Annotated in this window: 26 protein-coding genes; 13 read left to right on the forward strand and 13 right to left on the reverse strand. The window is 60.6% G+C overall.

What is annotated here, in order from left to right; genetic code table 11:
- Positions 1-176 precede the first annotated feature (176 nt).
- The gene (locus CAG11_RS20235; protein ID WP_085597622.1) at positions 177-389 is read right to left on the reverse strand and encodes a DUF4880 domain-containing protein; all 213 of its coding nucleotides are present in this window, start codon (positions 387-389) and stop codon (positions 177-179) included.
- Positions 390-737: 348 nt separating this feature from the next.
- Here CAG11_RS20235 and CAG11_RS20240 point away from each other — a divergent pair, with 348 nt between their 5' ends.
- The gene (locus tag CAG11_RS20240) at positions 738-1,193 is read left to right on the forward strand and encodes a glucosaminidase domain-containing protein (RefSeq protein WP_085597623.1); all 456 of its coding nucleotides are present in this window, start codon (positions 738-740) and stop codon (positions 1,191-1,193) included.
- On the forward strand, positions 1,187-1,657 hold the full coding sequence (locus CAG11_RS20245) for a hypothetical protein (protein ID WP_085597624.1): 471 nt from the start codon (positions 1,187-1,189) through the stop codon (positions 1,655-1,657). Before CAG11_RS20240 ends, CAG11_RS20245 begins: the two co-directional genes overlap by 7 nt.
- Positions 1,658-1,723: 66 nt before the next feature.
- On the opposite strand, the gene CAG11_RS20250 is transcribed toward CAG11_RS20245, so the two are convergent.
- Positions 1,724-3,169, reverse strand: a complete 1,446-nt coding sequence (locus tag CAG11_RS20250) for a carboxylesterase (RefSeq protein ID WP_085597625.1) — start codon at positions 3,167-3,169, stop codon at positions 1,724-1,726.
- Positions 3,166-3,828 carry a metalloregulator ArsR/SmtB family transcription factor gene (locus CAG11_RS20255; protein WP_103325282.1) on the reverse strand — a complete coding sequence of 221 codons (663 nt, stop codon included), beginning with the start codon at positions 3,826-3,828 and terminating at the stop codon, positions 3,166-3,168. Before CAG11_RS20255 ends, CAG11_RS20250 begins: the two co-directional genes overlap by 4 nt.
- 226 nt (positions 3,829-4,054) lie before the next feature.
- Between CAG11_RS20255 and CAG11_RS20260 the strand changes: the two genes are divergently transcribed.
- Positions 4,055-5,464: an MFS transporter gene (locus tag CAG11_RS20260; protein ID WP_085597626.1), complete on the forward strand. Its 1,410-nt coding sequence runs from the start codon at positions 4,055-4,057 to the stop codon at positions 5,462-5,464.
- 78 nt (positions 5,465-5,542) lie between these two features.
- A complete protein-coding gene (locus CAG11_RS20265; RefSeq protein WP_085597627.1) occupies positions 5,543-6,163 on the forward strand; it encodes a trans-aconitate 2-methyltransferase in 621 nt (206 codons plus the stop codon).
- Between the two features lie 3 nt (positions 6,164-6,166).
- Here the strand turns inward: CAG11_RS20265 and CAG11_RS20270 are convergent, their stop codons facing one another.
- From CAG11_RS20270 to CAG11_RS20310, 9 genes are all read right to left on the reverse strand, one after another.
- Positions 6,167-7,156 carry a hypothetical protein gene (locus CAG11_RS20270; RefSeq protein ID WP_143494662.1) on the reverse strand — a complete coding sequence of 330 codons (990 nt, stop codon included), beginning with the start codon at positions 7,154-7,156 and terminating at the stop codon, positions 6,167-6,169.
- The gene (locus tag CAG11_RS20275; RefSeq protein WP_143494664.1) at positions 7,104-8,729 is read right to left on the reverse strand and encodes an ATP-binding protein; all 1,626 of its coding nucleotides are present in this window, start codon (positions 8,727-8,729) and stop codon (positions 7,104-7,106) included. The genes CAG11_RS20270 and CAG11_RS20275 overlap by 53 nt, the downstream gene beginning before the upstream one ends.
- A gap of 216 nt (positions 8,730-8,945) precedes the next feature.
- Complete coding sequence (locus CAG11_RS20280) at positions 8,946-9,455, reverse strand: copper chaperone PCu(A)C (protein ID WP_085597630.1); 510 nt, start codon at positions 9,453-9,455, stop codon at positions 8,946-8,948.
- Positions 9,455-10,060, reverse strand: a complete 606-nt coding sequence (locus tag CAG11_RS20285; RefSeq protein ID WP_031321714.1) for an SCO family protein — start codon at positions 10,058-10,060, stop codon at positions 9,455-9,457. Before CAG11_RS20285 ends, CAG11_RS20280 begins: the two co-directional genes overlap by 1 nt.
- Positions 10,061-10,191: 131 nt before the next feature.
- A complete protein-coding gene (locus tag CAG11_RS20290; RefSeq protein WP_143494666.1) occupies positions 10,192-11,145 on the reverse strand; it encodes an alpha/beta hydrolase in 954 nt (317 codons plus the stop codon).
- Positions 11,142-11,558, reverse strand: coding sequence for an NUDIX domain-containing protein (locus CAG11_RS20295; RefSeq protein ID WP_085597632.1), 417 nt, complete (start codon positions 11,556-11,558; stop codon positions 11,142-11,144). Before CAG11_RS20295 ends, CAG11_RS20290 begins: the two co-directional genes overlap by 4 nt.
- Before the next feature lie 126 nt (positions 11,559-11,684).
- Positions 11,685-12,341, reverse strand: a complete 657-nt coding sequence (locus CAG11_RS20300; RefSeq protein ID WP_085597633.1) for a LysE family translocator — start codon at positions 12,339-12,341, stop codon at positions 11,685-11,687.
- Positions 12,342-12,421: 80 nt separating this feature from the next.
- A complete protein-coding gene (locus CAG11_RS20305) occupies positions 12,422-13,231 on the reverse strand; it encodes an AraC family transcriptional regulator (protein ID WP_085597671.1) in 810 nt (269 codons plus the stop codon).
- A gap of 93 nt (positions 13,232-13,324) precedes the next feature.
- Entirely contained in the window at positions 13,325-13,930 is a 606-nt protein-coding gene (locus tag CAG11_RS20310; protein WP_177409133.1) for a TetR/AcrR family transcriptional regulator, read from the reverse strand.
- 98 nt (positions 13,931-14,028) lie between these two features.
- Between CAG11_RS20310 and CAG11_RS20315 the strand changes: the two genes are divergently transcribed.
- Positions 14,029-14,253: a DUF1272 domain-containing protein gene (locus CAG11_RS20315; RefSeq protein ID WP_085597635.1), complete on the forward strand. Its 225-nt coding sequence runs from the start codon at positions 14,029-14,031 to the stop codon at positions 14,251-14,253.
- Positions 14,250-15,086 carry a serine aminopeptidase domain-containing protein gene (locus CAG11_RS20320; RefSeq protein WP_085597636.1) on the forward strand — a complete coding sequence of 279 codons (837 nt, stop codon included), beginning with the start codon at positions 14,250-14,252 and terminating at the stop codon, positions 15,084-15,086. Before CAG11_RS20315 ends, CAG11_RS20320 begins: the two co-directional genes overlap by 4 nt.
- Here the strand turns inward: CAG11_RS20320 and CAG11_RS20325 are convergent.
- Positions 15,083-15,547 (reverse strand): N-acetyltransferase, encoded by a 465-nt coding sequence (locus tag CAG11_RS20325; RefSeq protein ID WP_085597637.1) that lies wholly within the window; start codon positions 15,545-15,547, stop codon positions 15,083-15,085. The two genes, CAG11_RS20320 and CAG11_RS20325, sit on opposite strands and share 4 nt — an antisense overlap.
- Positions 15,548-16,051: 504 nt before the next feature.
- Here CAG11_RS20325 and CAG11_RS20330 point away from each other — a divergent pair.
- The 7 genes from CAG11_RS20330 (at position 16,052) to CAG11_RS20360 (ending at position 22,142) form a co-directional block, all read left to right on the forward strand.
- Positions 16,052-16,537 carry a MaoC family dehydratase gene (locus CAG11_RS20330; RefSeq protein ID WP_085597638.1) on the forward strand — a complete coding sequence of 162 codons (486 nt, stop codon included), beginning with the start codon at positions 16,052-16,054 and terminating at the stop codon, positions 16,535-16,537.
- A gap of 110 nt (positions 16,538-16,647) precedes the next feature.
- A complete protein-coding gene (locus tag CAG11_RS20335) occupies positions 16,648-16,956 on the forward strand; it encodes a hypothetical protein (protein ID WP_085597639.1) in 309 nt (102 codons plus the stop codon).
- Between the two features lie 9 nt (positions 16,957-16,965).
- Positions 16,966-17,661 carry an SDR family NAD(P)-dependent oxidoreductase gene (locus CAG11_RS20340; RefSeq protein WP_085597640.1) on the forward strand — a complete coding sequence of 232 codons (696 nt, stop codon included), beginning with the start codon at positions 16,966-16,968 and terminating at the stop codon, positions 17,659-17,661.
- Complete coding sequence (locus CAG11_RS20345) at positions 17,658-19,013, forward strand: fatty acid--CoA ligase family protein (protein ID WP_085597641.1); 1,356 nt, start codon at positions 17,658-17,660, stop codon at positions 19,011-19,013. The genes CAG11_RS20340 and CAG11_RS20345 overlap by 4 nt, the downstream gene beginning before the upstream one ends.
- A gap of 23 nt (positions 19,014-19,036) precedes the next feature.
- Positions 19,037-20,749, forward strand: a complete 1,713-nt coding sequence (gene cmlS / locus CAG11_RS20350; protein WP_085597642.1) for a chloramphenicol-biosynthetic FADH2-dependent halogenase CmlS — start codon at positions 19,037-19,039, stop codon at positions 20,747-20,749.
- A gap of 95 nt (positions 20,750-20,844) precedes the next feature.
- Complete coding sequence (locus tag CAG11_RS20355) at positions 20,845-21,675, forward strand: class I SAM-dependent methyltransferase (RefSeq protein ID WP_085597643.1); 831 nt, start codon at positions 20,845-20,847, stop codon at positions 21,673-21,675.
- 8 nt (positions 21,676-21,683) lie between these two features.
- Positions 21,684-22,142, forward strand: a complete 459-nt coding sequence (locus CAG11_RS20360) for a MaoC/PaaZ C-terminal domain-containing protein (protein WP_053130081.1) — start codon at positions 21,684-21,686, stop codon at positions 22,140-22,142.
- The last annotated feature ends 20 nt before the right edge of the window (positions 22,143-22,162 follow it).

Here is a 22,162-nt window from a genome sequence, read left to right on the forward strand (position 1 = left end):
GTTTAAAAAGTGTTGGGCAAATGGCCGTAGACCGCCGGTTTCAGCGGCTTTGCGGTGAAATCCGAAGCGCATGGCGAAGGCTGTTTCTGGACCTCGCGATGGTATCAATCTGGACAACCAGGCAACTTGGCGCCGCCATCAAGCGACTGCCCGGCAGCGCGATCAACGCGCCCTGGTCAAGGCGCCGTGGTGGTGGGCGAGAGTTGCCCGGTCAGGTCCCAGACTTCCAGCATCCTGGCATATTCCAGGGCATGGCCCGGGTCGCCCTGCAGCCAGTCCTTGAAGGCCTGGCGCTCCTGGGCAGTGCAGTCGGCCTCGCGCAGGCGCATGCACCAGTGCGCGGCCTGCATCATCACGTATTCGTCTGCTTCACTGGCAGAGTCAGTCATTGCTTCGATCCTTGTTCAGGTGGTGCTCAGCGCGTCCTTGCAGGACGACATCCCAGCAGTATCGGATTGAAACTCGCCCGGGGCCAAGATCGGCGTTCGGTTGCGTCCGCGAACCCTGGTACGGGGTACTGCAGGAGGAGGACAATCTAAGGCAACGAGCGAGAAAAAATCGTCAAGACAGCGACCATGGGAGGCCTTGCCAGTCGATGGGAGCCGACAACTGTGACCTGGGCCACAGCCTGCGGGTTCAGTGCAGTTGAGGCCGCAGGCAGCGGCCAGTGGTTGCTTTATACTGCGCGCGGCAAATACCCATGAAATGGAATCCACCGATCAAGCGAGGGAAGCAACGTGAGCGCCAAGCTGTGCAACAACATCAGTGCCGTCACCTTTGTCAGCAAATACAAGGTGGTGTGCCAGCCGATCGCCGATCAACTCGACCTTCCGGTGGAGAACATCCTCGGCCTCGCGGCCCAGGAGAGCCAGTACGGCACCGGGCGGATCGCCCGGGACCTGAACAACTTCTTTTCCATGCACGCACCGGCCCCGCTGCAGATCGGTGCCGAGGCCCCCCGGGGCAATGCGGCGATCAAGGTGGCCAAGTTCGCCTCGTTCCAGCAGTCGGCCCAGTCCTTCGCGCAAAGCTTCGGCGCCTCGGTACGCGGCAAGCGCGAGCCGATGGAGTTCGCCCAGGCCCTGGTACGCAGCGGCTATAACAGTGGCGATGCGGCCACCGGCGGGCGCAACGGCTTCGCCAAGTACCTGGCGGACATCATCATTGCGGTCAGGGGACGCATGGCATGCTGAACCACGATCTGCTGTCCCGGATGCTCGGCCTGGCCTTGGCTTGCGCTGCCTTCAGCGCCTGTGCCTCGGCTGGTTTGCAGCCTGCCCAAGTCCAGCATTCCGGCCTGACCCGCGAGCAGGCGCAGCAGGTGCTGCTGGTGGCCCTCAAGCACCAGGATTACCAGATGGATCGGCCCGGAGTGTTCGTCGATGGCAACCTGCAGGATGAAAGCGGCAAGCCGCCGCACCCGGGCTACTTCGACTTCAGCCTGGGCTACGAGGATCCCAAGGCCGGCGCCACCGAATACTGGGGGCTGTTCTCGGTCAGCACGGCCACCGGCGATGTCTGGGAAATCAACAGCTGCAAGCGCCTCGATGGCGGCGAGCTGCGCGCCCTGCAGGGCCAGATCATGGGCCGTACCGGCAAGACCCTGGTGGATGAGGAGCCACAACGCCGGGGCTTGGGTTGCGAGGACGAGAAGTAGTTCGGCGGGCGAGCAGGCTGGACGGCTTGCCCCTTGGCGTTGCTCCCGTCTGGTGTACCTGGCGGGCTAGTCCATATCCGCTTCGATACGCTGGATCAGGTAGGGATAGAAGGGATTGGAGGTCAGGCGCATCAATTCATCCATGGGCAGGACCAGCACCCCCCGTTCGCCACGGGCGGCCAGGGTCCCCAGGTGCACGCCAAAACTCTCGGTGCTGGTGGGGTGGGTGCCATACAGCGCATCGTCCACGGGGAAGGGCAGCGCCACATGGGATAGCGAGAACACTTCCGGCGGGTAGGCCAGGTCCAGGGGCTGCCGGCTTTCTTGCCAGCTGCCGGCAGCGGTGCTCAACAGCTGCACCGTGCTGTTGCCGGTGCCTTGGTTGCTCAGGATCCGCGTGCTGTAGTTGCGTGGCGGCGGTGGTAGCAGGCTGGCCGCGGAGGTGGCGCTGGCTGGATCCAGCAGCCCCTCGAAGTCCCGGGCGCGGTTGAGGTCCAAGAGCACCAGTTCGCTGCCGTTGGCCGGCAGTTGCCGATACAACCCGTTGACCAGCGCCGGCGTGCTGACGGTGGAGTCCACCAGCGACTGGAACGCCAGGATCGGCGGCATCTGGGCCAGGCGCGGGTCGTCCGCCAAGGCCTGCAGCTGGCTTTGCAAGGCGTCGGTGAGCAGCCAGGACTGGCGGGCACCGTTGACCGGGAACGAGTTGTACTTGAACGGGTTGTATTCCGGGCGCAGGTTCAGCCAAGCCGTCTTGCTGAAGGCCGGGAACACCGCCGGCCAGGCAGCCACCCCGGCGAAGCGCGCGGAGGCCGCGACCCCGATCATCGGCGAGACCAGTACCAGGCGCTGGGCCTGGGGCAATTGCGGATCGAGCAGGGCATCCAGGGCGTACTTGACCGCCAGGGCGCCACCGTTGGAGTAACCCACCAGGTGCAGTGGCGCCGGTGCCGGGACTTCGGCCCGGGCGGTGCGCAGGGCCAGGCGCGTGGCGGCCAGCCAGTCTTGCCAGCGGGCATCGGTCAGGCCCGCAGGCACCGTGCCGTGGCCGGGCAGGCGCAGGCCGATGGCCAGGTAGCCGTGCTCGACATAGCGCTGGGCGATGTGCCGCAGGCTGTAGGGCGAGTCGGTAAGGCCATGCACCAGCACCACCACGCCCCGAGGCTGCCCTTGCGGGCGCAACAGGTAGGAGCGGTTCCAATCGGTGGCGAACCCCGGGGGATAGACCCGGCTGTCCTGGCGGTAGCGATTGAACGGTGGCACCCGGGTCGGATCCAGGGTGGCGCTGACTGCTTGCTCGACCTCGGCGAATACCCGGTCCTCGGCCTTGAGCCAGCCGGCCCAATCGCTGCGGTCGAGCTCCTCGGCGTCCAGTTCGTGAGGGACATACAGGTGCCAGGGTTGCAGCGCGGGGCCGCGTTCGCTGTCGTAGATCCGCCAGGCCGAGAGGGTCAGGGCCGCGACCGTGAGCACCAGCGCGCCTTGTTTGAGCAGCCAGGCGAGCTTGCTCATGAGTCGGCGCCCGGGGCGCTGATGCGGTATACGCAACGCCGGTCACCGGTGATCAGATGTTCCATGCGCTGTACTTCGCCCAATTCGCCGATGGCCGCCTGGAACACTTGCAGTTCGGAGCGGCAGAAACCCTGGCATTGCCGCGCGGCGACACAGATCGGGCAGTGGCTTTCGATCAGCAACCAGTCATCGCCTGCGCTTTCCACATGGGCCATGTAGCCGGCCAGGTCACGGATTTGCGCCAGGGCGCGGACCCGTTCCTCCAGCGTCGACAGCGGTGCGCAGGTAGCCAGGTACTCGGCACTGTTGATCCGCTCCATGTCGCTGACGATGCGCTCGACGCCGTCGGCACCGAATACCGCGCGGATCGAGTCGATCAACTGCAAGGTCAGGTTGGCGTGGGTATCGGGGAAGCGCGCCTGGGCCTGTTCGGTCAGCACCCATTTCTGCGAGGGACGCCCGGCGCCCTGGGCCGGCATCAGCTGGCCGGCGATGAGCTGGCTATCCACCAGTTTCTGCAACTGTTGGCGGGTGGCCTCCAGCGACACCTCCAGCAGTGGCGCCAGGTCGGCGGTTTTCAAGGGACCGCGGGTTTTCAGCAGGAACAGGATTCGCTCGGCGGTGGCGCCGGGGCTTTTCTTGTCGGCCGGGGAAGACATGGAATGCATGCTGGACCATTGACCAAGGGACGATTGGGAAAATTCGGCTACCTGCGCAACGCGTGCAGCCGAACAAGCATAACAGGCTATGCGGGCCTGGCCTGGAGATTGTCCGTCGGGGTGGGCGATAGGAGCGGGGAGTGGTCGATGCTGAAAAAACCAATTATCAAAGTAATTGCTTGTGTAATACAGTGCGCCTTCTCGAACAACCAGACAGGAACAAGCCATGGTATCGACAACGGGCTGGTCGGCACTGCTACTGGGCAAGAATGGGCTGCGCTCCGCTGCCCTGGCCGGGGGCGTCGCGCTGCATGCAATCAACATCTACCTGGTCACCACTTTGCTGCCATCGGTGGTGCAAGACATCGGCGGCCTGGACTACTACGCCTGGAACACCACGCTGTTCGTGGTCGCCTCGATCATCGGCTCCGTGCTCTCGACCCGGGCCCTGGCGGTGCTGGGCCCGAAGCTGGCGTATGCCCTGGCGGGCGGGGTGTTCATGCTGGGCTGCGGTTTGTGTGCGCTGGCGCCGGACATGGCCTGGCTGATTGTCGGGCGCAGTGTCCAGGGGCTGGGCGGTGGCCTGTTGTTCGCCTTGCCCTACGCGATGATCCGCCTGGTGTTCGATGAACCGCTATGGCCCCGGGCGATGGCGCTGATCTCGGCCATGTGGGGCATGGCTACGTTGATCGGGCCGGCGGTGGGTGGGGTATTCGCCGAGCACGGCAGCTGGCGTGCGGCATTCTGGGTGCTCTTGCCTTGTACCTTGCTGTTCATGCTGCTGGCCGTCGCCCTGTTACCGGGAAGGAGCCGAGAACCGATGCCACGTACTCCAATCCCCGGCCTGCAGTTGGTGCTGCTGACGGTCATGGTCCTGGCTATTTCCGTTGGCAGCGTCAGCGCCTCGGCGCTGTACAACGTCCTGGGGCTGGCCGTGGGCCTGGGCCTGTTGCTGGTGGTGGGGGCCATGGAGAACCGCTCGGCAAAGCGCCTGTTGCCCCGTGGCAGCTTGAAACCCGGCAGCCTGTTGCTGCCGCTGTACCTGTCCATGGCGTTGCTGGTAGTGGGCATGACCAGCGAGGTCTTCGTGCCATTGTTCCTCCAGGTGCTGCATCACCAGACGCCGTTGCTGGCCGGTTACATCGCCGCCTTGATGGCCGCGGGCTGGACCTTGGGGGCGCTGGCCAGCTCCGGGCTGGGGGCGGGCGCTGCGGCCCGGGCGGTAGCCAGCGCGCCGTTGCTGGTGGTGGCCGGGTTGCTCCTGGCCTGCCTGGCCATGCCCGCCGCCAGCAGCCTGGCGAGCCTGGGGGCAATCTGCCTGGCCATGGTGCTGGTGGGGGTCGGTATAGGCCTGGCCTGGCCGCACCTACTGGCGCGGGTCCTGGAGAGCGCCCCTGCCGACCAGAAGGAGCTGGCCGGGGCTTCGATCACCACCGTGCAACTGGTGGCTACAGCGCTGGGAGCGGCGCTGGCGGGGATGATCGTCAACCTGGCGGGGCTTGGTAGCGGTAATGACCTGGCCGGGGCAGCCCGGGCGGCGAGCTGGTTGTTCGGCTTGTATGCCGGGCTGTCGTTGCTGTTGTTCGTCTCGGTGCGCCAGGTACGCCGCGACCTGCCTGTGGTCGCGCAGCTCTAGTCGCGAGGCTATTGCAGATTGTGGCGGGAGCTTCATCGGAGTTTAATCGACGCCTTTTCTTGTGATTGCAGGTTCGCCATGGATGACTCCGCCCGCCATATTGTCGACTTGTACCAGCGCCATGCCACGGCCTGGGATCAGGTTCGCCGCGCCAATACCCGTGGCTTTCAGTCCGAGCTGGCCTGGTTGCAGCGCTTTCGCCAGCTCATGGGCGCTGGGCGGCAGGTGCTGGACCTGGGCTGTGGTGGCGCCGAGCCGTTGGCCGGTTACCTGATCGAGCATGGCTGCGAGCTGACCGGGGTCGACAGCTCCAACGCATTGCTGGAACTGTGCCGGCAACGACATGGCGAGCAGCGCTGGATCCACGCGGATATGCGCGACCTGGCCCTGGGGGAGGATTTCGCCGGCATCCTGGCCTGGAATAGCCTGTTCCACCTGGCGCCGGACGATCAGCGAGCGATGTTCGCGGTGTTCGAGCGCCACGCCCGCCCAGGTTGTGCACTGATGTTCACCAGTGGCCCGGCGGCGGGCGAGGCCATTGGTGAATTTGAGGGGCAGGCGCTGTACCACGCCAGCCTTGACCCCGGCGAGTACTGCACGCTGCTCGACACCCATGGCTTCGAGGTGGTCCGGCATGTCAGTGAAGACCCCGACTGCTGCGGGTTCACGGTATGGCTGGCGCGGGGCCTGGATTATTAAGGCTCAGATAATCCCTTGTTGCCGGGCGATGCTGTGCAGGCAGATGCCCAGGGCGCGCCTTTCACAGTCGTCCGGATTGAAGCCGAGGATAAATGCCGGGCGCCGGACCAGTGACTGGACGATCTTGTCGCTTTCGTCCAGGTCGCGCTGGCGCTTGAGCATGTCGCTCACTTCGGGGGTGTACCACTGGTAGCGCTCCTCCAGGTAAAAGAACCGGGAAAATTCATCCCAGGCGCCGTTGCCTGTCACCGCCAGGCTGATCTCGCCATTGGTAACGCCGTGGATAGCCAGGGCCGAGCCCTTGATACCGAAGCTCATGTCCAGGGCGACGGCAGGATCGAAGGGGTGGGGAAGATCGGCACCCGGAACTTCATCGCCCTTGATCGACGAGTTGCACTGGTGGCAACTGGGGACCAGGTTGTGCAGCGACACCGCCAGGTAGGGGTAGATGGATTTGGGCAGGAAGTGATCCAGGGGTGGGCGCATCTCCAGCTTCTTGGGCGTGGCATTGCTCGTGGCCTGGCCGTGGTAGTTCACATGATTCAGGTGGCAATAAGGACAGATGCGCAGCCCGTGGCTGCCCACCAGCTTGTAGGCGTTCCAGCCCTGGCTCTTGTAGATGAACTTGTCGTAGTCGAAGACCTTGTCGAGGGCCTTGAGCAGCTTCTCCATGTGGCTTTGCTTTGTGAAGGACTTTTGCTGACGGGCATGCATGTAGGGAGTCAAGGTCGAGCCGGTGGCGAGGTCGATAGCCTCGATCAGCGCCCGTAGTTCGGCGACGCTACCGACCAGGAGCGCATTGCGGTTCCTCAACAACAGCTTGTGCAGCGAAGCGGTGAAGGGCGGGTATCCGGTAAAAGATGCCTTCCATTTCGTCATCTCCTCGTCAAACCGCTGGCCCAGGGTCGCCAGGTGGCTGTTGATCGTGGCGGTGGATGCCTCAAGCTTGAGCATTGGCACGGCCCCCCAGGACATCCAGCTGTTGCTGTACATGGCGCCGGAGTTCGTCGTTGGCCAGGGAGTCGGCGATGTGCCGGGCCTGGCTCAGTGCCTGGAGACCCCGGACCTCGCCGTTGAGCACTGCGGCGAGCCGCTCCAGGCGTTGATGGTTGAACTCGCCGGTGAAATCCTCGACCTCGAATACCTCGCTCAGGGTCTGCTTGGGGGTGTAGCCAAAGGCATTGGTCAGCCGTGCTTTATCCAGATCGAACAACCGTCCGGCAGGGGTATCGGCCGCGACGATCAGCGAGTGGGTGGAAATCAGCACATGGGTGCGCTTGGCCAACTGGCCGAAGTGGCCGATGAAGTCCAGCAGGTCGAAGATGTAGATGCGCTGCCACTTGGGGTGCATGAACATCTCGCCTTCGTCGATGCACAGCAACATCGATTGCTCCGGGAAAGCCTGTTCGAACTCTCCAAAGGCCCTGGCCACCGCGCAGTAGAGAGACATCATGCTGGCTTGGCCGGAACTCAGCTGGGTGAAGGAGAACTGCAGCAACCCCAGGTTGCTCAATTCGGCATAGCTATGGGGGTATTGGCGGATGTGTTCTCCGACCTGCTGATCCAGGTAGCCAAGCCTGGACTTGCGGCTCCAGGAGTTGAGGTCGGCGAACAGCAACTTGACCATCACCAATGCGTACCTGGCCTTGGTCAATTGCTTAAGCAATGCAGGGTGCTCCGTTAGCTGCTCGAGGACAAATTCCGGGTCGCTCAGGGCCTTGCTCAGCCACGGGTGGTGATCCTGGACCAGCTCCTGCAATTCATCGATCAAGTCGTACAGGTTTTGTGCCGTGAGGCTTTCAGCCCCTTCCAGAATCGCATAGGACCAGATGAATTTCGCTTCACGCGAAGCGTTATGCTCCAACTCCAGCAGGCGTTTCTTCAGCTCGGGATCCAGTGCCTTGTGTGCCGAACTATCGGGACGATAAACCGTCATCAACTCCACCAGCGACACCGTCTTGAGCTTCAGCGTGACCTGGGCTTGGTCGACAAAGGTGACTCGTTCCTTGAGGTGGGGATAGGCCGTGAAGGCCGCCACCAGTTCCGACTCCACATCCTTGCCAAACCTGGGGCTGATATCTTTTACACCCAGGCGACGCAGGCGATTGCGCCGCAGCTTTTCAAAGGGCGAGGTGGTGTAGAACAGCGTCGAGAGGTTCGGCTGCGAGGCCTTCTGCCCCTGGTCAATCTCAAGTTCCGAATGCAGTTGAACGTCCTTGAGTGAGCTCCCCCGGGAAAGATGCAGCCCCTGCTCATCTTCCCAGAGCAGGCTGAGCTTCTCCTGCGGCTGCCACTTGGCCAGCGCCCGGCACAGTTCCAGCAACAGGGCGGTCTTGCCGCTGCCGTTCTCTCCATAGAGGGTGGTGAACGATGCCACTTTCAACGGCGATCGGGCTTGGCCAGCGCTCGTTGAGCGGCTGATCGTCAATCTAGGTGAGGCCTGCTCGAGCAAGGCAGAGGGTGGATGAACCACCGCCTCGTAGACATCGGTCAATGGCAGCACGGCACAAGTTCCGGAGTTGCCAACGAAGAACAGCACATGAATGACGGGGCGATTTGACGGCATATTCAATCCTTGGTGGTTATGAGCCGCGCCAAGGATCAGCTCCTCGGCACAGCGCTGGCAGCCTTCCTGGATGGCATTGGGCTAGCAGTTCGCGCTGCGCGCGCAGGTTCGCACAAGGGCAGGGCGGGGGGGAATAGGTTCAGCACCGTGGTAGGCGCAGACACAAAAAAGCCGCTGGCCTTGGCGGGACAGCGGCTTGTTTCAAGCAGTGCAGGCTCAGTGCTGCATCTTGCCGTGGTCCATCGAGCCATGGCCCATGGCGCCGTGGTCCGGTGCGTTGAGAGCACGAGCCTCGGCGTCGACCTTGATGGTTTCCTTCTCACCCTTGGCGTTTTCCACGGTCAGGGTCAGCGGTACCTTGTCGCCGGCCTTGATCTGGCCTACCAGCTCCATGAGCATCACGTGGTAGCCCTGGGTGTCCAGGCTGACCTTCTGGCCGGCCGGCAAGGCGATAGCCTGCACCTGCTGCATGCTCATCACGTCGTTGTGCATGCTCGATTGATGGATCTGCACGTTCTTGGCCACCGGCGACTGCACTTGCACCAGCTTGCTATCGCTGCTGGCCGTGATGTCCATGAAGGCGCCACTGGCGTGCTGGCCGGCGACGGTGGCGCGGACCCAGGCGTTGTCGACCTGGGTGGCAGCGCTGGCGGCGTTGGCCAGGCCCAGCAGGGAAGCCAGCAGCAGGGCAGATTTGAAACGCAATGAACGGGGTTGCAGAGTCATTAACAGACCTCCATGACGGTGAGCAGATCTTCTGCGCACTCCTGGGCGTTCAGGGACTGGGACAGGCCCAGGCGCAAGGTGCCGCGGGAGTCGAAGACGAAACTGGTAGCGGTGTGCGAAAGGGTATAGGTGTCGCCGCTGGGGATCTTTTCATAGAACACCCCGAATTCCTTGGCCGTGGCCGCGGTTTCTTCCAGGGTGCCGTACAGCGCCTCGAAGCTTGGATCGAAGGCCTTGACGTAGGCATCCAGCACCGCGGGAGTGTCGCGCTCGGGATCCAGGGTGATGAACACCACCTTGAGGCGATCGCCGTCACGGCCCATCAGCTTCTTGGCCTGCGCCGCGCGGGCCAGGGTCGTGGGGCAGACGGCCGGGCACTGGGTGAAACCGAAGAAGATCATCGGCATCAGGCCACGGTAGCTGGACAGCGATTTGGTTTCGCCCTGGGAATCGGTGAGCTTGAAGGTACGGCCGAGAATCTGATTGCTCAGGTCCTTGCCGTATTTGAAAGACAGCCGGGGACTATTGTCACAACCGGCCAGCAGGCCCAGGCCGAGTACTCCGGCGCTGGTGAGCAGCGTGCGGCGAGTCAGTAGAACACTCATGAAATAACGCCCTTTGAACAGCCAGACAGGCAAAAAACCCGCGCATGGTAACAAACGGACGAAGGACGCGGCGGGCTAATTAGACCAAAGCCTGCGGCCATCGGTCGCACTCCATGGCCGTTGCCGGGCACTCAGCCGCGCTTGTCGCCAGGGGGTGGCAACTGGCGCAGCCAGAGGGCGATGTCCTCTACCACGGTGGGCATGTGGCTTTGTCCGTGGTGATCGTCGAAGCGATGGCCCAGGCCGGGATAAGGCCGAAAATCCACTCCCGGGCGGGCGTCCCGGCGCAGTTGCTCGACCATAGCCATGACCGCCGGCACCGATACCGACTGGTCGGCCATGGCCTGGATGAGCAGCGCGGGGGTATGGCTGTCTTGCAGCAGGGCCAGTTGATCAAGTCGCAGTACCTCTTGCCACCAGCGGGCACCGTGGCCACTGGCTCGCAGGTCGGCCGATGGCTGCCCTTGCACCTGTTGGATGAAGGCCTGCAAACCCTGGCGCGCTTCGGCTTTTTCCGCCACCGGCAGATCGCTGCTATCGACGCTGTGCAACAGGTCGTCGGCAAACCACTGGCCACCGCCGTTGAAGGCCACGGTGGCATCGACGACACCCGGGCGTGCGGCCAGGGCATGGGCGATCACCGCGCCTTCGCTGCCGCCCAGGGCTATTACCGAGGCGTAATGGCGTTGTTGGCGCAGGTGCTGGATCACCGCTTGCAGGTCGTCCGTGCGCTGCGTCGGACTGTCGTGCTCCAGGTAGGCCTGCGGGCAATCCGCGCGTTCGGCGTCCTGGCTGTAGGGCAGGGTCGCCTCGAGCCCGTACTTTTCCACGGTCAGTACATCGGCCTCGGGCATCGCCTGGGCCAGGAGGGGGATGCTCGTTATATGGCTCACGCTGTTGCAATCCGAACCCTGGAGGATCACCAGCAGCGAGCTTGACGGCCCGGATGGCTGGCGTTGCTGCAGGTAATAGCTGATTGACGAGCCATCGGGCCGCAGCAGGTGCTGTGGCGCTGGTTCCCCGGCCCTGGCCAGCCCGCCAAGGCCCAGCAGCACAACGAGGATCCAGCGATGTGTACCGATCAAGACTCCACCGCAGCGATCTGCACCAGCGCCCGTACCGCGGTGCGGGTGGCCTGGGTCAGCGGTTGCGGCAGGCGATCGAGCTCGAACCAGGCGATCTCGCTGTGCTTGTGCGGTTCGAGGTTGCAAGGCGCCATGGCGGGCGCCGAAGCCAGGTACACCGGCGCCACCCAGTGTTCGCCGCGCTGCGGATCGATCTGGTCGACCACGCACAGCAGACTGACGCCTTGCAGCGTCAGGCCCAGCTCTTCGAGGATCTCCCGGCGCATGGCCTGTTCCACCGGCTCGAGCCAGTCGACCTTGCCTCCCGGCAGGCCCCAGTGCCCGGCCTCGGGGTCTCGCAGGCGCTTGACCAGCAGCAGTCGGCCGTCGCGCACGATGGCGGCGCCGCATCCCAGGCGGGGCTCTTGTGGCATGGCGGTTCTCCTTGGATGGATGGGGGGCGCGCTGGCGGCGTTGAAGGACAATATCGGTTAGCGGTATGACAACCATGCTGGGCTTTGTTGTTCATTTGTAATCGGCTGCGGCCAGACAACGACCAGTCAGCAGCGCAGCCCGACTCCCCACAGCCAGCAAGTGCGCACCAGCATCGCGCCCAGTACCCCCAGGGCCAGCAGGATGAGCATCGCCCCGGTGCAGCGCTCGAGCCAGGGCAGGACCCGGGAGAAGCGCAGGCGGAGCCGGCCATTGCCGATGGCCACGGCCACCAGCACATCCCAGGCCAGTACCACGCTGAACATCCACAGGCCGTAGGCCAGCTTCCAGCCGTTGTTGAGCCCAGCACCGACCAGCGATGCCAGGCTGGCGTAGAACAGCGCGTTCTTGGGGTTGAGGATGCCTGACAGGAAACCCATGCCCAGCCCGCGCCACCAGCCGGCCCGGTCCTGGCCATGGGACGTCACCGTGGTCAGCGAGCTGCCGCCGGCATGGCAGATGAACAGCCCGCCCACATACATCAAGTAGGCACAGCCGGCCACCTGGATCACCAGGAACAGCAGGCCGTCCGGGCGCAATACCGAGACTCCGGCAAATGCCAGGACGATGAATACGCCGTTGGCCAGGGCGATTCCCAGGCAGGCCCCGGTGGCCGAGCGCCAACCGGTGGCCATGGACATGCGGGCCACCAGGAAAAAATCGGGGCCGGGGGAGAGCAGGGCAAGAAAATGCGCGGCAGCCACCAGCAGGAACTGTTCGAACATGAGCAAGACTTCCACAGAGCAAGAGGGGCAGGAAGTCTGCTTGGCGCCACGGGCCGGGTATTGAAGAAAATTGCGCGGCCTCAGGCCTTGTACAGCCCTGGGGTGACGCCGACATGGGCCTTGAACACCCGCTGGAAGTGCGCCTGGTCGGCGAAACCCAGGCGTTGGGCCAGGGCCGCAGGAGCCTCGCCGGCTTGTAGCGAGGATCGGGCCTGGATGATCCGCTGGTTCAGCTGGAAGGCGTGGGGCGTCATTCCGGTGGCGCTGCGAAAGGCCCGGATCAACTGGTAACGGCTGATGCCGGCCAGTTGCGCCAATTCTGCCAACGGGCTTGTGGCTTGCGGGGCCTGGCGCAAGAAGGCCACGACCCGGCGGACTCCAGCGCTGGCCTGGGCAAGGTCGGCGGCCAGGGTGAGCGTCGGTTGTTCCCCGGTCGAGAAGCCACCGATGAACTCAATCAGCGCTGCTTCCTTGTCCTGCCAGCTGGCGGCGGAAAACAGCAACTCGTTGAGCCGGCAGAAGCCTTGATAGAGCCGCGGGGTGTCGTTGAGCAGGACCTGGCGCCTGGACCTGGCCGCAGCGCCGGGCTGTTCCTGGCGCAGGGCCTCCACCCAGGCGGCATCCAGGTGCAGCATCTGGTAGCTCCAGGCCGTGCCTGGGTGGGGGTTGCAAGCGTGCACGCAATCGGCCGGAACCCACACCACGCTGCCGGCGCGGATCAGCGTCGGCCCCGCAGAGGCTCCCGTGAAGATGCTTTCGCCACGGTCCACCGCGCCGATGGAGAGCGTGGGATGACTGTGGGCCTTGTAGTTGGCGCGGCTGTCGCAGGCCCTTCGACTCTCGACGTAGGGCAGCTGTGGATCGCGCCAGAACTGGGTAGTGCAAGACATCATCAACAGGGCCTGGGCAGGGGGCGGGCGATCAAGACTAACGTCGATCGGCGCCCGGCAGAAGCTCGCTCGCCGAGGTTTCCGAGGCCCAGGTCAGTGGCCATTGGGCTTCAGGCTATCGAAGAAGTCGCGGATGATCAGTTTCATTTCGCCCGCGGCCTGGGGCTTGTCCCGGGCATCCTTGATGCTGATGGCCGCCTGGGTGAGGAAGCCGTAGACCAGGTTGGTCAGGTTGTTCGGGTCGTAGGGCTTGACCCGTCCGGCGGCATGCAGCTCATGCATCAGCTTGGCGATGTGGTGCAGGGTGTAGCGTGAGTCGATGGCTTTCCAGTCTTCCCAGCCCAGCACGCTGATCACTTCCTGCAACGACAACAACCGCTTGCGCTGGCGCATCACGGTATCGATGAACGCCGTGGCCAACTGTTGGGCCCGCGACCAGGGATCATCTGTCGCCGGCACCTGGTCCAGGGCCTGGGCGATCATGCGCATCTGTTGCTCATAGCACTGGGCGAGCAATTCCTTCTTGTTGGCGAAGTGGTGGTAGAACGCCCCCTTGGTCACCCGCGCCTGGCTGGCGATGCTGTCGATGGAGACCCCGGTGTAACCGTGGGCGATGAACTGCTCACGGGCGCTGTCCAGCAGGGCATCGCGGGTCAGTTCGGAGTTTTCCTGTTGCCGGCTCTTGACATTCATACTCATGCCTTTTTACATACTGTCGGTATGTGATGCTAGCACGCAGCGCTCGCAAGTACAGGGCGCTGTTTCATTCAGGTTCGTCCAGGAATGCAGAGGTATCCATGCTGAAGATGAAAACCCGTTGTCAGGCCTGCGCCAGCGCCTTGAGCGATAGCGGCGGGGCGTACATCTGCTCCTATGAATGCACCTTCTGCGAGCCTTGTGCCGTGCGGTTGGCCTATTGCTGCCCTAACTGCGCCGGCAACCTGGTGCAACGGCCCTTGCGCACTCGCAAGCCCACCCGGGTGCTGGTCGATCGCTTGTTCAAGCGGGGAGTGCGGACATGAGCCGAGAGGTGGAGATTCAATGCGCCGACGGTGTCTTGCTGCCGGGTGATTACCATGATGCGCAGGGGCCGGCGCAGGGAGTGATCCTGGTGTCCGGCGCGTTGGGCGTGCGGCGCGGCTTCTACCGGGCTTTTGCGGACCTGGCCGTCCAGGGTGGCTTCGATGTGCTGCTGTACAGCTATCGCGGGGCACAGGATGAGCTGCCATCGAATGTCCGATGCTCCCTGGCCGACTGGGGCGTACAGGATATCAGCGCCGCCATCGAGTTCTGCAGTGCCGAGCGTCCGGCCTTGCCGCTGTACTTCATCGGCCACAGCATCGGCGCCCAGTTGCTCGGGTTATCTCCTGCGGCGGGGCAGTTGCGTGCAGCAGCCTTTATCTGCGGGTCGTTCCCCTATTGGAAGCGCTGGACGGGTCTCGAACGGCTGCGCATGGGCTTGCTGTTCGGCCTGTTGATTCCGCTGGTTGCCAGGTTCAGCGCGACGTTTCCGGCACGGTTGCTGGGCCTGGGCCACCAGAATTTGCCCAGCCGGCTGATGCTCGAGTGGTCACGCTGGGTTCGCGAGCCCGACTATCTGCTGGCCGAGCGTTTCGGCCTGGCCCGGCGGGGTGGTTACGAGGGCCTGGCGATCCCCCTGGTCAGCTGGGTGTTCGATGATGACAACTATGTGCCCTGGGCCGCCGCGCAGCGGATGCATGACGCCTACCCAGCGGCCGCGCTGCAGGTCAAACGCACTCCACGCACCGCCGGAGCGGTGGGGCACTTCGGCTTCTTCCGCAGTGCGGCTTTGCAGGGCGAACTGCTGCAGCAACTACGGAGTTGCTCAGGCTAGGCAATGCCAGCGGCGGGCTGCGGCAAGTCGATCACCGCCAGCATGTCGTCACCATCCTCGTCCATGCCGGTCTCTACGAAACCGAAACTGGAATAGAAGTTACCGGCTATCGGGTTGCGGGGGTGGTAGCAGATCTCGATCTGCGCCAGGCCCTGGATTTGCTGCAGTTCCTCGAGCAGCAGGCCCAGGGCCTGACGGCCAATGCCGCGGTTCTGATGCTGTTTGTCCACCATGAAGCGCCAGATGGAGACTTTTCCCGGGCTCTCGGCGCTCCACAGGAACAGGCCTACGGGTTCGTCCCCATGGTAGATGGCGCGTGCGCTGCAAGTGGGGTTATAGCTGGCCTGGACCAGCGACCAGAGGTTGGATGCGACGTAGTCTTCCTGTTCCTCGAACACTTCAAGGTCGCAGATTCGTTCGTAGTTGGATTGATCGACTGCGGTGAGCTGTACCTTGGACACCTTGGATTTCTCTTTGGCTGGCGGGGGAGCAACATACCAAAGGTTTAGTTCTGCCGCGCAACTATTGGTGATGAAAAGTGCGGGCTAGAGCGACAACAGTCGAGCTGGCAATACGGATAATTAGTACCTTCTGATATATATAATTTTCCCTGGTTGGTAAATTTTGCCATGCTTGGGCCAGCATACCGTTCATCGAATAATCATGCGTCCATAAGAAAAAAACAGCCATTGCGCATCGGGCTGATCTAAACAAAGATGGGCATTCAACACCCTCGGCTAGTACTGAAACGATACATCTTGTTTTGTGAAATTTTTCCTTGACATGCCTGTAATTCCAAGCGGAAGGTATAAGCAAGAGGTCTGGTCCTGGCTCTTTTGTAAATCTAAATTTTTAGCTTCACTGAGTATGTAGAGCTTAATTAACCATATAGTTAAAGTTTCGCCAAGGGACTGTATGCGACCTGCCCAAGGGGTTGGTTATTAATGGATAAAGGAAATATCAAGATGAAGCTGTCGACGTTTTCCACTCCTATTAATGAGCGTTATTTTGAAGACTATATCGAAGGCTCGGTATTCGAGTATGGTCCATTGGACGTCGGTGAATCCGAGATCATAGAGTTCGCCAGGCAATTCGATCCGCAAATGATGCATCTCGATCCACAGGCCGCGGCGAGTGGTCCTTTTCAAGGGTTGATTGCCAGCGGATGGCATACGCTGGGCCTGATGATGCGCCTGTTCGTTGATAACTATCTATCCTCCGTAGCCAGTCGTGCCTCCCCTGGGGTCGATGAGATACGCTGGTTCAAGCCTGTCCGTCCTGGTGATCAACTGCGGTTGCGGATTTCGATCCTGGAAACCAGGCGCTCTCGTTCCAAGCCCGATCGGGGCCTGGTTATCTCCCTGCTCGAAGGCATCAATCAAGACGGTGAAGTCGTGGCGAGCGTCAAGCCGATGAACTTCCTGGCACTACGCGACCCTGTCGCTCAATAGAATTCCTATTTCAAATCCTGTTATTTGGTACAAGGGAGATTATTCCTTGTCGCTGACTCGACATTACTAACCTGAGCATTTCAACTAATGCACTATAGTGAGGTGAGAACATGCCAACCAGAGCAGATATCGATAGTGTCGTGAACCAATCATTGGCCGAGAGCATTGCCAGTCAAAGCAATGGCCTTTCGGTTGAAGACATGAGCAAAGTAACCATATATGGAGTGGATGGCCTGTTCGACTCCCTGCAGTTGGTGACATTAATGATGCGGATCGAAGAGTTGATCGCCGACAAATATGATTTGTCTGTATCGCTGACGTCGGATCGTGCTATTTCGCGAAAAGTCAGTCCTTTCCAAAATCCATCGACGCTGGTCGAGTTCATCATGGAAGAGATCCCCGCTCTAGAAGTTAGCTAGGAAGCCTTCATGCTGATCCTCGTTACGGGAACACGTACCGGACTAGGTCGAATGTTGGTCAAGCATCTGATCGGGAAAGGGCATACGGTCATTGGTTGTAGTCGCAGGGAAGGAGCCAGGATGCCTCCCGGCTACACACACTTCAATGTTGACCTGACTGAATCAAGGTCTGTTTCAGCAATGTTCCATGTAATAAGGAAGCGCTATGGCTTTATCGATGCGTTGATCAATAACGCGGGTGCATCCGTCATGGAACCATTTCTGCTGAGCGATTTGGACAATACAAAAAAACTCTACGATTTGAATGTGTTTTCAGTAATGCAGTGCTGCCGCGAGGCGGTGAAGTTACTCAAGAACAGTAGTGGTTCGGGGGCAATACTGAATATCTCTTCAGTCGCCACCTTGTTTTCCCTGGAAGGGCAACTCGCCTATGCAACCAGCAAGGCAGCGATAGAGCAGTTCACTCGTTCTCTAAGCCGGGAAATCGCCCCCTTGAATATTCGCGTGAATACCCTGGGATTGCCCCCGCTGCGAACAGCGCTTACCAGGACCCTGGACAAGGACAAGATCGAAGCACTCATTGCCCGCCAGGCCATCAAGCGACCCTGTGAGTTCCAGGATGTGGTCGGGCCGGTGGAGTTCCTTATTTCCGAGGCGTCGGGCTTCGTATCAGGCGAGACGCTCTATCTAGGAGGGGTCAGATGATCAACGCAGGTTGGCTGCGCGGCCTGGAAGCTAGAGGTGTTCGTCGAGCACTGGTTGATGGGGAAGTCGCGCTTTCGTACATGCAGGTAGCGCAGAAGGTCAGGGATCTGGCCACGCACTTCATTCAGTCCGGCATCGCGCCTGGGCACGTGGTGCTACTGCATGGGAATTATTCGGCCAATGGAGTCCTGGCCTTGCTGGCCCTGGCTGCCATCAAGGCCATCGTTGCGCCGGTTACGAACCTGACGCCCTCGGTCGAGGAAACTCTGAAGGTTTCCTGTGATGCAAGTTTCATGATCAGGGCCTTTGAGGATGTGGTCGTCGAGTCTTGCTCCGGCCAGTCCCGGCACCTTTTGTACTCCTCTCTCAAAGCCCGTGGGGCCGCTGGGTTGATCCTGCTTTCCAGCGGCAGTACCGGCAGACCGAAGGCGATTCTGCACGACCTGGACAAACTGATCGCTGAAAAGGACAAAGAGTCCAGGGGGCGGCAGCTTGTGGTCATCCTGTTTCTGATGTTCGACCACATCGGCGGCGTGAATACTTTAATCAACATATTGTTTTCCGGTAATTGTGCGGTCGTGGTCAGGGAGAGAACACCGGATGCCGTGTGCCGGGAGCTGGAGTTGCAGCAGGTGCAGGTCTTGCCTGCCAACCCGACATTCCTGAACTTGTTGCGCCTTGGGGATTTCCACCAACGCTACGACTTGTCGGCATTAAGACTCATTACCTACGGCACGGAAGCCATGCCAGCCCAGCTTCTGGTCTATTTGCGAAAAATATTTCCACGGGTGCGGCTGCTCCAGACATTCGGCACCTCTGAAACAGGAATAGCCGGGACACAGAGCGCTTCTTCGCAAAGCACGCGTTTCAAGATCGTCGATGAGAGTTTTGAACATCGCATTGTCGATGGCGAACTCCAGTTGAAGTCACCGAGCCAGTTCCTTGGTTATCTCAACGTCGAAAATACTTCGCTGACAGAAGATGGTTGGTTCCGCACCGGGGACCTGGCCGAGTCGGGCAGCGATGGAGAGATACAGATCCTCGGGCGGATGAACGAGGTGATCAACGTCGGCGGAGAGAAGGTCCTGCCGATTGAGGTCGAGTCCTTGCTTCTTGCATGTCCACTGGTCCAGGACTGCCTCGTATACGGGATCAGCAACGCTATTACCGGCCAGGCGGTAGGGGTGAATGTAAAACCGGCATACCCCATCAGTGCCGAGGGCTTGAGAAAGGCAACCATGGATTTTCTCGCAGGCAAGCTGGAGCGATTCAAGATGCCCGTAAGAGTCAGGATGGTTGATGAAATTGCTGTTTCGGAGAGAGCGAAAAAGAAACGCAACGTCGAGCGTTAATTGCGACTTGAAGGAGAACAGGAATGTTACCAGGCAATGTAGTCATCATTGGTGGTGGACCGGCCGGGTCTGTGGCGGCACTGACTCTGCTTAAGTTGGGACACAAGGTCACGATCTATGAAAAAGAGACTTTTCCCCGGTACAGGATTGGCGAGTCATTTCTTCCTGGGACCATGTCGATATTCAACAGGTTGGGCCTGCAGCCACTCATCGACGAGGCCCGGTTCGTCAAGAAACCCTCCGCGACCTTTCTCTGGGGACAAAACCAGCCGCCATGGACTTTTTCCTTTTCAACCCCGAAGAGCACCGCTGAATGGGTTTTCGATCATGCCATCCAGGTCAAGCGAGAAGTGTTCGACCATTTACTCCTGAAGGAAGTCATGGCCCGAGGTGGGACGGTCCACGAGGGGGCGGCGGTAACCCATGTCGATTTAAGCGATCCTGAGAGGGTCATTCTGGAAGTGCGCCAGGGCGATGCATCCTCGACGGTTTCTGGTGACTATCTGATCGATGCTTCAGGTGCCAACAGCATTCTCGCCCGGCAACTGAAAATTCGTCGTTATGACGAGTTCTATCGCAATCTTGCTGTGTGGTCGTATTTTTCCTGCCCGGATCCGTTTCAAGGAGACCTGCGCGGTACGACCTTCTCGATAACTTTCGAAGATGGTTGGGTGTGGATGATTCCGCTCGAGGGGGATATCTACAGCGTTGGTGTGATCGTCGATATCAGCAAGGTAGGAGAGATAAAGGAGGTGGGGCCGGATGAGTTCTACAGGCGCACGCTGGCCAAGTGCATACGCGCCAAAGAGTTGCTGGGCGATTCGGAGCAGATCGAACAGGTCAGGGTCGTTCGTGATTGGTCATACGACACCAGCACCTTTTCCAGCGGGCGTTTCTTTCTTTGCGGTGACGCTGCCTGCTTTACCGATCCGTTGTTTTCGCAGGGCGTGCATCTCGCGTCCCAATCCGCTGTTTGCGCGGCTTCAGCGATCGATTATCTGTCCCGGCATCCAAGCGAAAGCACACAGGTCCATGAGTGGTACAAGAGCACCTATGGCGAAACCTATGAGCAGTACCACGAATTCCTCGCCTCTTTTTACACCTATGCCTCTTTCACCGAGCCCGATTCCGAGTTCTGGAACAAGCGCAGGATAGTGGAGAGCGAGGATGATCGTTTCAATCGCCGTCAATGGTTCGACCAACTCACTGACAAGGCAGGAGGGGAGGAGTGGGCGATCTCGGACTTCAAGGACCGGGCATCTACGATGATCGCCCTTGGACGACACCAGCGCAGTGAACTCTCCGATGAATTTTCCGATGCGGAGCTGACGCCAATGAGGGTCGGCTGGATTGGCAAGTTGTTGAAGCAGTTGTCCAGCATATCCGAGTTCAGCTGGAACGGCGGGACGGTCACCTTACAGGATTACTACAAGGTCAATCCGCTGGATTTCAGGCTTGAACCCAAGGAAGTGCTATCAAACGGCGAGAGGCGCATGACCAAATATGCTGCCAACTCCAAGGTCAGGGAAATATTTTCCGACTTGATCAAGGAGAAGTTCGACTACAAGACCTTGATCAGCCGATTGAATGCAGCTGGTTACTCCGAACATGCCTTGCAGATGGTCATACGCCTTTTCGAGGCAGGCCTGTTGTCCGGGAAGAACATGCTGGGAGAAAAAGTGCATATACAAGACCGTCTGAGATTCGATGGCGTAGGCATTGAGTACGAAGTTTGAATCAAACTACCGATCGTCATGTGTTCCCGAGCGCGGTGCCCAGGGGGAATGACGACTGATCTGTTTCGGACATTTTCAATATCCCGGAGAACCAGATGAAGCTCGATCAAGAGTTTGAGAAACACTATTCCAGGCCAGACCTTGAACAGAAGATTTTCTCTGCACTGCGCGTCAGCGGGAAAGATCCGCAAAGGCTGAATCTAGAAGACCTGGCGCCGGTGGATGAAATTCACATCGGCGGGCGTCAAGCGACTGCCGACCTGGCCGACAAGTTGGGGCTCCACGAGGATATGAAGGTCCTTGATGTCGGCTGCGGGTTGGGTGGGGCAACACGCTACTTTGCCAGTACCTTCGGTTGTGAAGTCCATGGCATAGACTTGGCTCCCGACTATATCAATGCGGCCTCTACACTGGCTGCCCGTATAGATGGAGGGCTGAAGGTCAGTTATCAGCAGGCTAGCGCCCTGGCGCTGCCCTTTCCCGATGACTTCTGCGATGTGGTGACCATGTTGCACGTGGGGATGAACATCGCTGACAAGCCGCGGCTATTCGAGGAGGTCCGCCGAGTACTGAAACCTGGCGGCAAGCTTGGGATCTACGATGTGATGCGGGTCGGGGAGGGCCAGATGCTCTATCCGGTTCCCTGGGCATCGAATCCTAGTACGGACTTCGTCGCCCCTCTGGCTGAATACCTCGGGTATCTGAAGCAGGCGGGGTTCACGGTGATCAGCGAAACGGACCGCTGGGAGTTCGGCGTGGCGTATTTCGATGATTTGAGGAGCCGGAACCTGGAGCAAGGGGTATCGCCACTTGGACTGCATATTTCATTCGGCGCCACTGCCATGCGGCAGATGGTCAATATTTCAACGCTGATAAAAACACGGGTACTCAGTCCCGTTGAACTTGTCTGCAAACTAGTCGAATGAGGCCGGCCATGACTGATCATGGAAACTTGTATTTCGAAGACTTTGCCAAAGGACAGGTCTTCGCGTTGGGCAGTGCGCAGGTGACGGAAACAGGCATCATCGATTTTGGTCGTGAGTTCGATCCACAGGCATTCCATATCGATCCTGTCGCCGCGCTGGATTCACCCATGGGCGGGCTGGTCGCCAGCGGCTTTCATACGCTTGCCCTGAGTTTCCGACTCTTCATCGACTTGGGATTGCTCAGGGCTTGTAGCGTGGGCGGCGCAAGCTTGAATGATGTGCGCTGGCTAAAAGCGGTGCGTCCAGACGATCTCATCAGTGGAGCGGTAACGGTTCGCGACGTGCGCAATATCCCCTTGCCCGGTAATCGGGGCCTTGCGCAGTTTTCGTTCGAGATCATCAATCAGGCACAGGAGCGTGTCTTGTCCTACCTGGCCACGATTGTACTGAAGGGGCGAGAGTCCTAGCGGTTGGGTCGAGCCAGGTA

The organism is Pseudomonas sp. B6(2017) (assembly GCF_002112765.1).
Lineage (GTDB): Bacteria > Pseudomonadota > Gammaproteobacteria > Pseudomonadales > Pseudomonadaceae > Aquipseudomonas > Aquipseudomonas piscis.

Excerpts from the sequence above, each read along its gene's own strand:
- CAG11_RS20355 (WP_085597643.1), top strand. The coding sequence starts at position 20,845 with ATGAAGCTCGATCAAGAGTTTGAGAAACACTATTCCAGGCCAGACCTT.
- CAG11_RS20285 (WP_031321714.1), bottom strand. The coding sequence starts at position 10,060 with ATGAGTGTTCTACTGACTCGCCGCACGCTGCTCACCAGCGCCGGAGTA.
- CAG11_RS20275 (WP_143494664.1), bottom strand. The coding sequence starts at position 8,729 with ATGCCGTCAAATCGCCCCGTCATTCATGTGCTGTTCTTCGTTGGCAAC.
- CAG11_RS20270 (WP_143494662.1), bottom strand. The coding sequence starts at position 7,156 with ATGTACAGCAACAGCTGGATGTCCTGGGGGGCCGTGCCAATGCTCAAG.
- CAG11_RS20335 (WP_085597639.1), top strand. The coding sequence starts at position 16,648 with ATGCCAACCAGAGCAGATATCGATAGTGTCGTGAACCAATCATTGGCC.
- CAG11_RS20245 (WP_085597624.1), top strand. The coding sequence starts at position 1,187 with ATGCTGAACCACGATCTGCTGTCCCGGATGCTCGGCCTGGCCTTGGCT.
- CAG11_RS20295 (WP_085597632.1), bottom strand. The coding sequence starts at position 11,558 with ATGCCACAAGAGCCCCGCCTGGGATGCGGCGCCGCCATCGTGCGCGAC.
- CAG11_RS20360 (WP_053130081.1), top strand. The coding sequence starts at position 21,684 with ATGACTGATCATGGAAACTTGTATTTCGAAGACTTTGCCAAAGGACAG.
- CAG11_RS20315 (WP_085597635.1), top strand. The coding sequence starts at position 14,029 with ATGCTGAAGATGAAAACCCGTTGTCAGGCCTGCGCCAGCGCCTTGAGC.
- CAG11_RS20320 (WP_085597636.1), top strand. The coding sequence starts at position 14,250 with ATGAGCCGAGAGGTGGAGATTCAATGCGCCGACGGTGTCTTGCTGCCG.
- CAG11_RS20255 (WP_103325282.1), bottom strand. The coding sequence starts at position 3,828 with ATGTCTTCCCCGGCCGACAAGAAAAGCCCCGGCGCCACCGCCGAGCGA.
- CAG11_RS20250 (WP_085597625.1), bottom strand. The coding sequence starts at position 3,169 with ATGAGCAAGCTCGCCTGGCTGCTCAAACAAGGCGCGCTGGTGCTCACG.
- CAG11_RS20310 (WP_177409133.1), bottom strand. The coding sequence starts at position 13,930 with ATGAGTATGAATGTCAAGAGCCGGCAACAGGAAAACTCCGAACTGACC.
- CAG11_RS20340 (WP_085597640.1), top strand. The coding sequence starts at position 16,966 with ATGCTGATCCTCGTTACGGGAACACGTACCGGACTAGGTCGAATGTTG.
- CAG11_RS20235 (WP_085597622.1), bottom strand. The coding sequence starts at position 389 with ATGACTGACTCTGCCAGTGAAGCAGACGAATACGTGATGATGCAGGCC.
- CAG11_RS20300 (WP_085597633.1), bottom strand. The coding sequence starts at position 12,341 with ATGTTCGAACAGTTCCTGCTGGTGGCTGCCGCGCATTTTCTTGCCCTG.
- cmlS (WP_085597642.1), top strand. The coding sequence starts at position 19,037 with ATGTTACCAGGCAATGTAGTCATCATTGGTGGTGGACCGGCCGGGTCT.
- CAG11_RS20330 (WP_085597638.1), top strand. The coding sequence starts at position 16,052 with ATGAAGCTGTCGACGTTTTCCACTCCTATTAATGAGCGTTATTTTGAA.
- CAG11_RS20260 (WP_085597626.1), top strand. The coding sequence starts at position 4,055 with ATGGTATCGACAACGGGCTGGTCGGCACTGCTACTGGGCAAGAATGGG.
- CAG11_RS20265 (WP_085597627.1), top strand. The coding sequence starts at position 5,543 with ATGGATGACTCCGCCCGCCATATTGTCGACTTGTACCAGCGCCATGCC.
- CAG11_RS20305 (WP_085597671.1), bottom strand. The coding sequence starts at position 13,231 with ATGTCTTGCACTACCCAGTTCTGGCGCGATCCACAGCTGCCCTACGTC.
- CAG11_RS20345 (WP_085597641.1), top strand. The coding sequence starts at position 17,658 with ATGATCAACGCAGGTTGGCTGCGCGGCCTGGAAGCTAGAGGTGTTCGT.
- CAG11_RS20280 (WP_085597630.1), bottom strand. The coding sequence starts at position 9,455 with ATGACTCTGCAACCCCGTTCATTGCGTTTCAAATCTGCCCTGCTGCTG.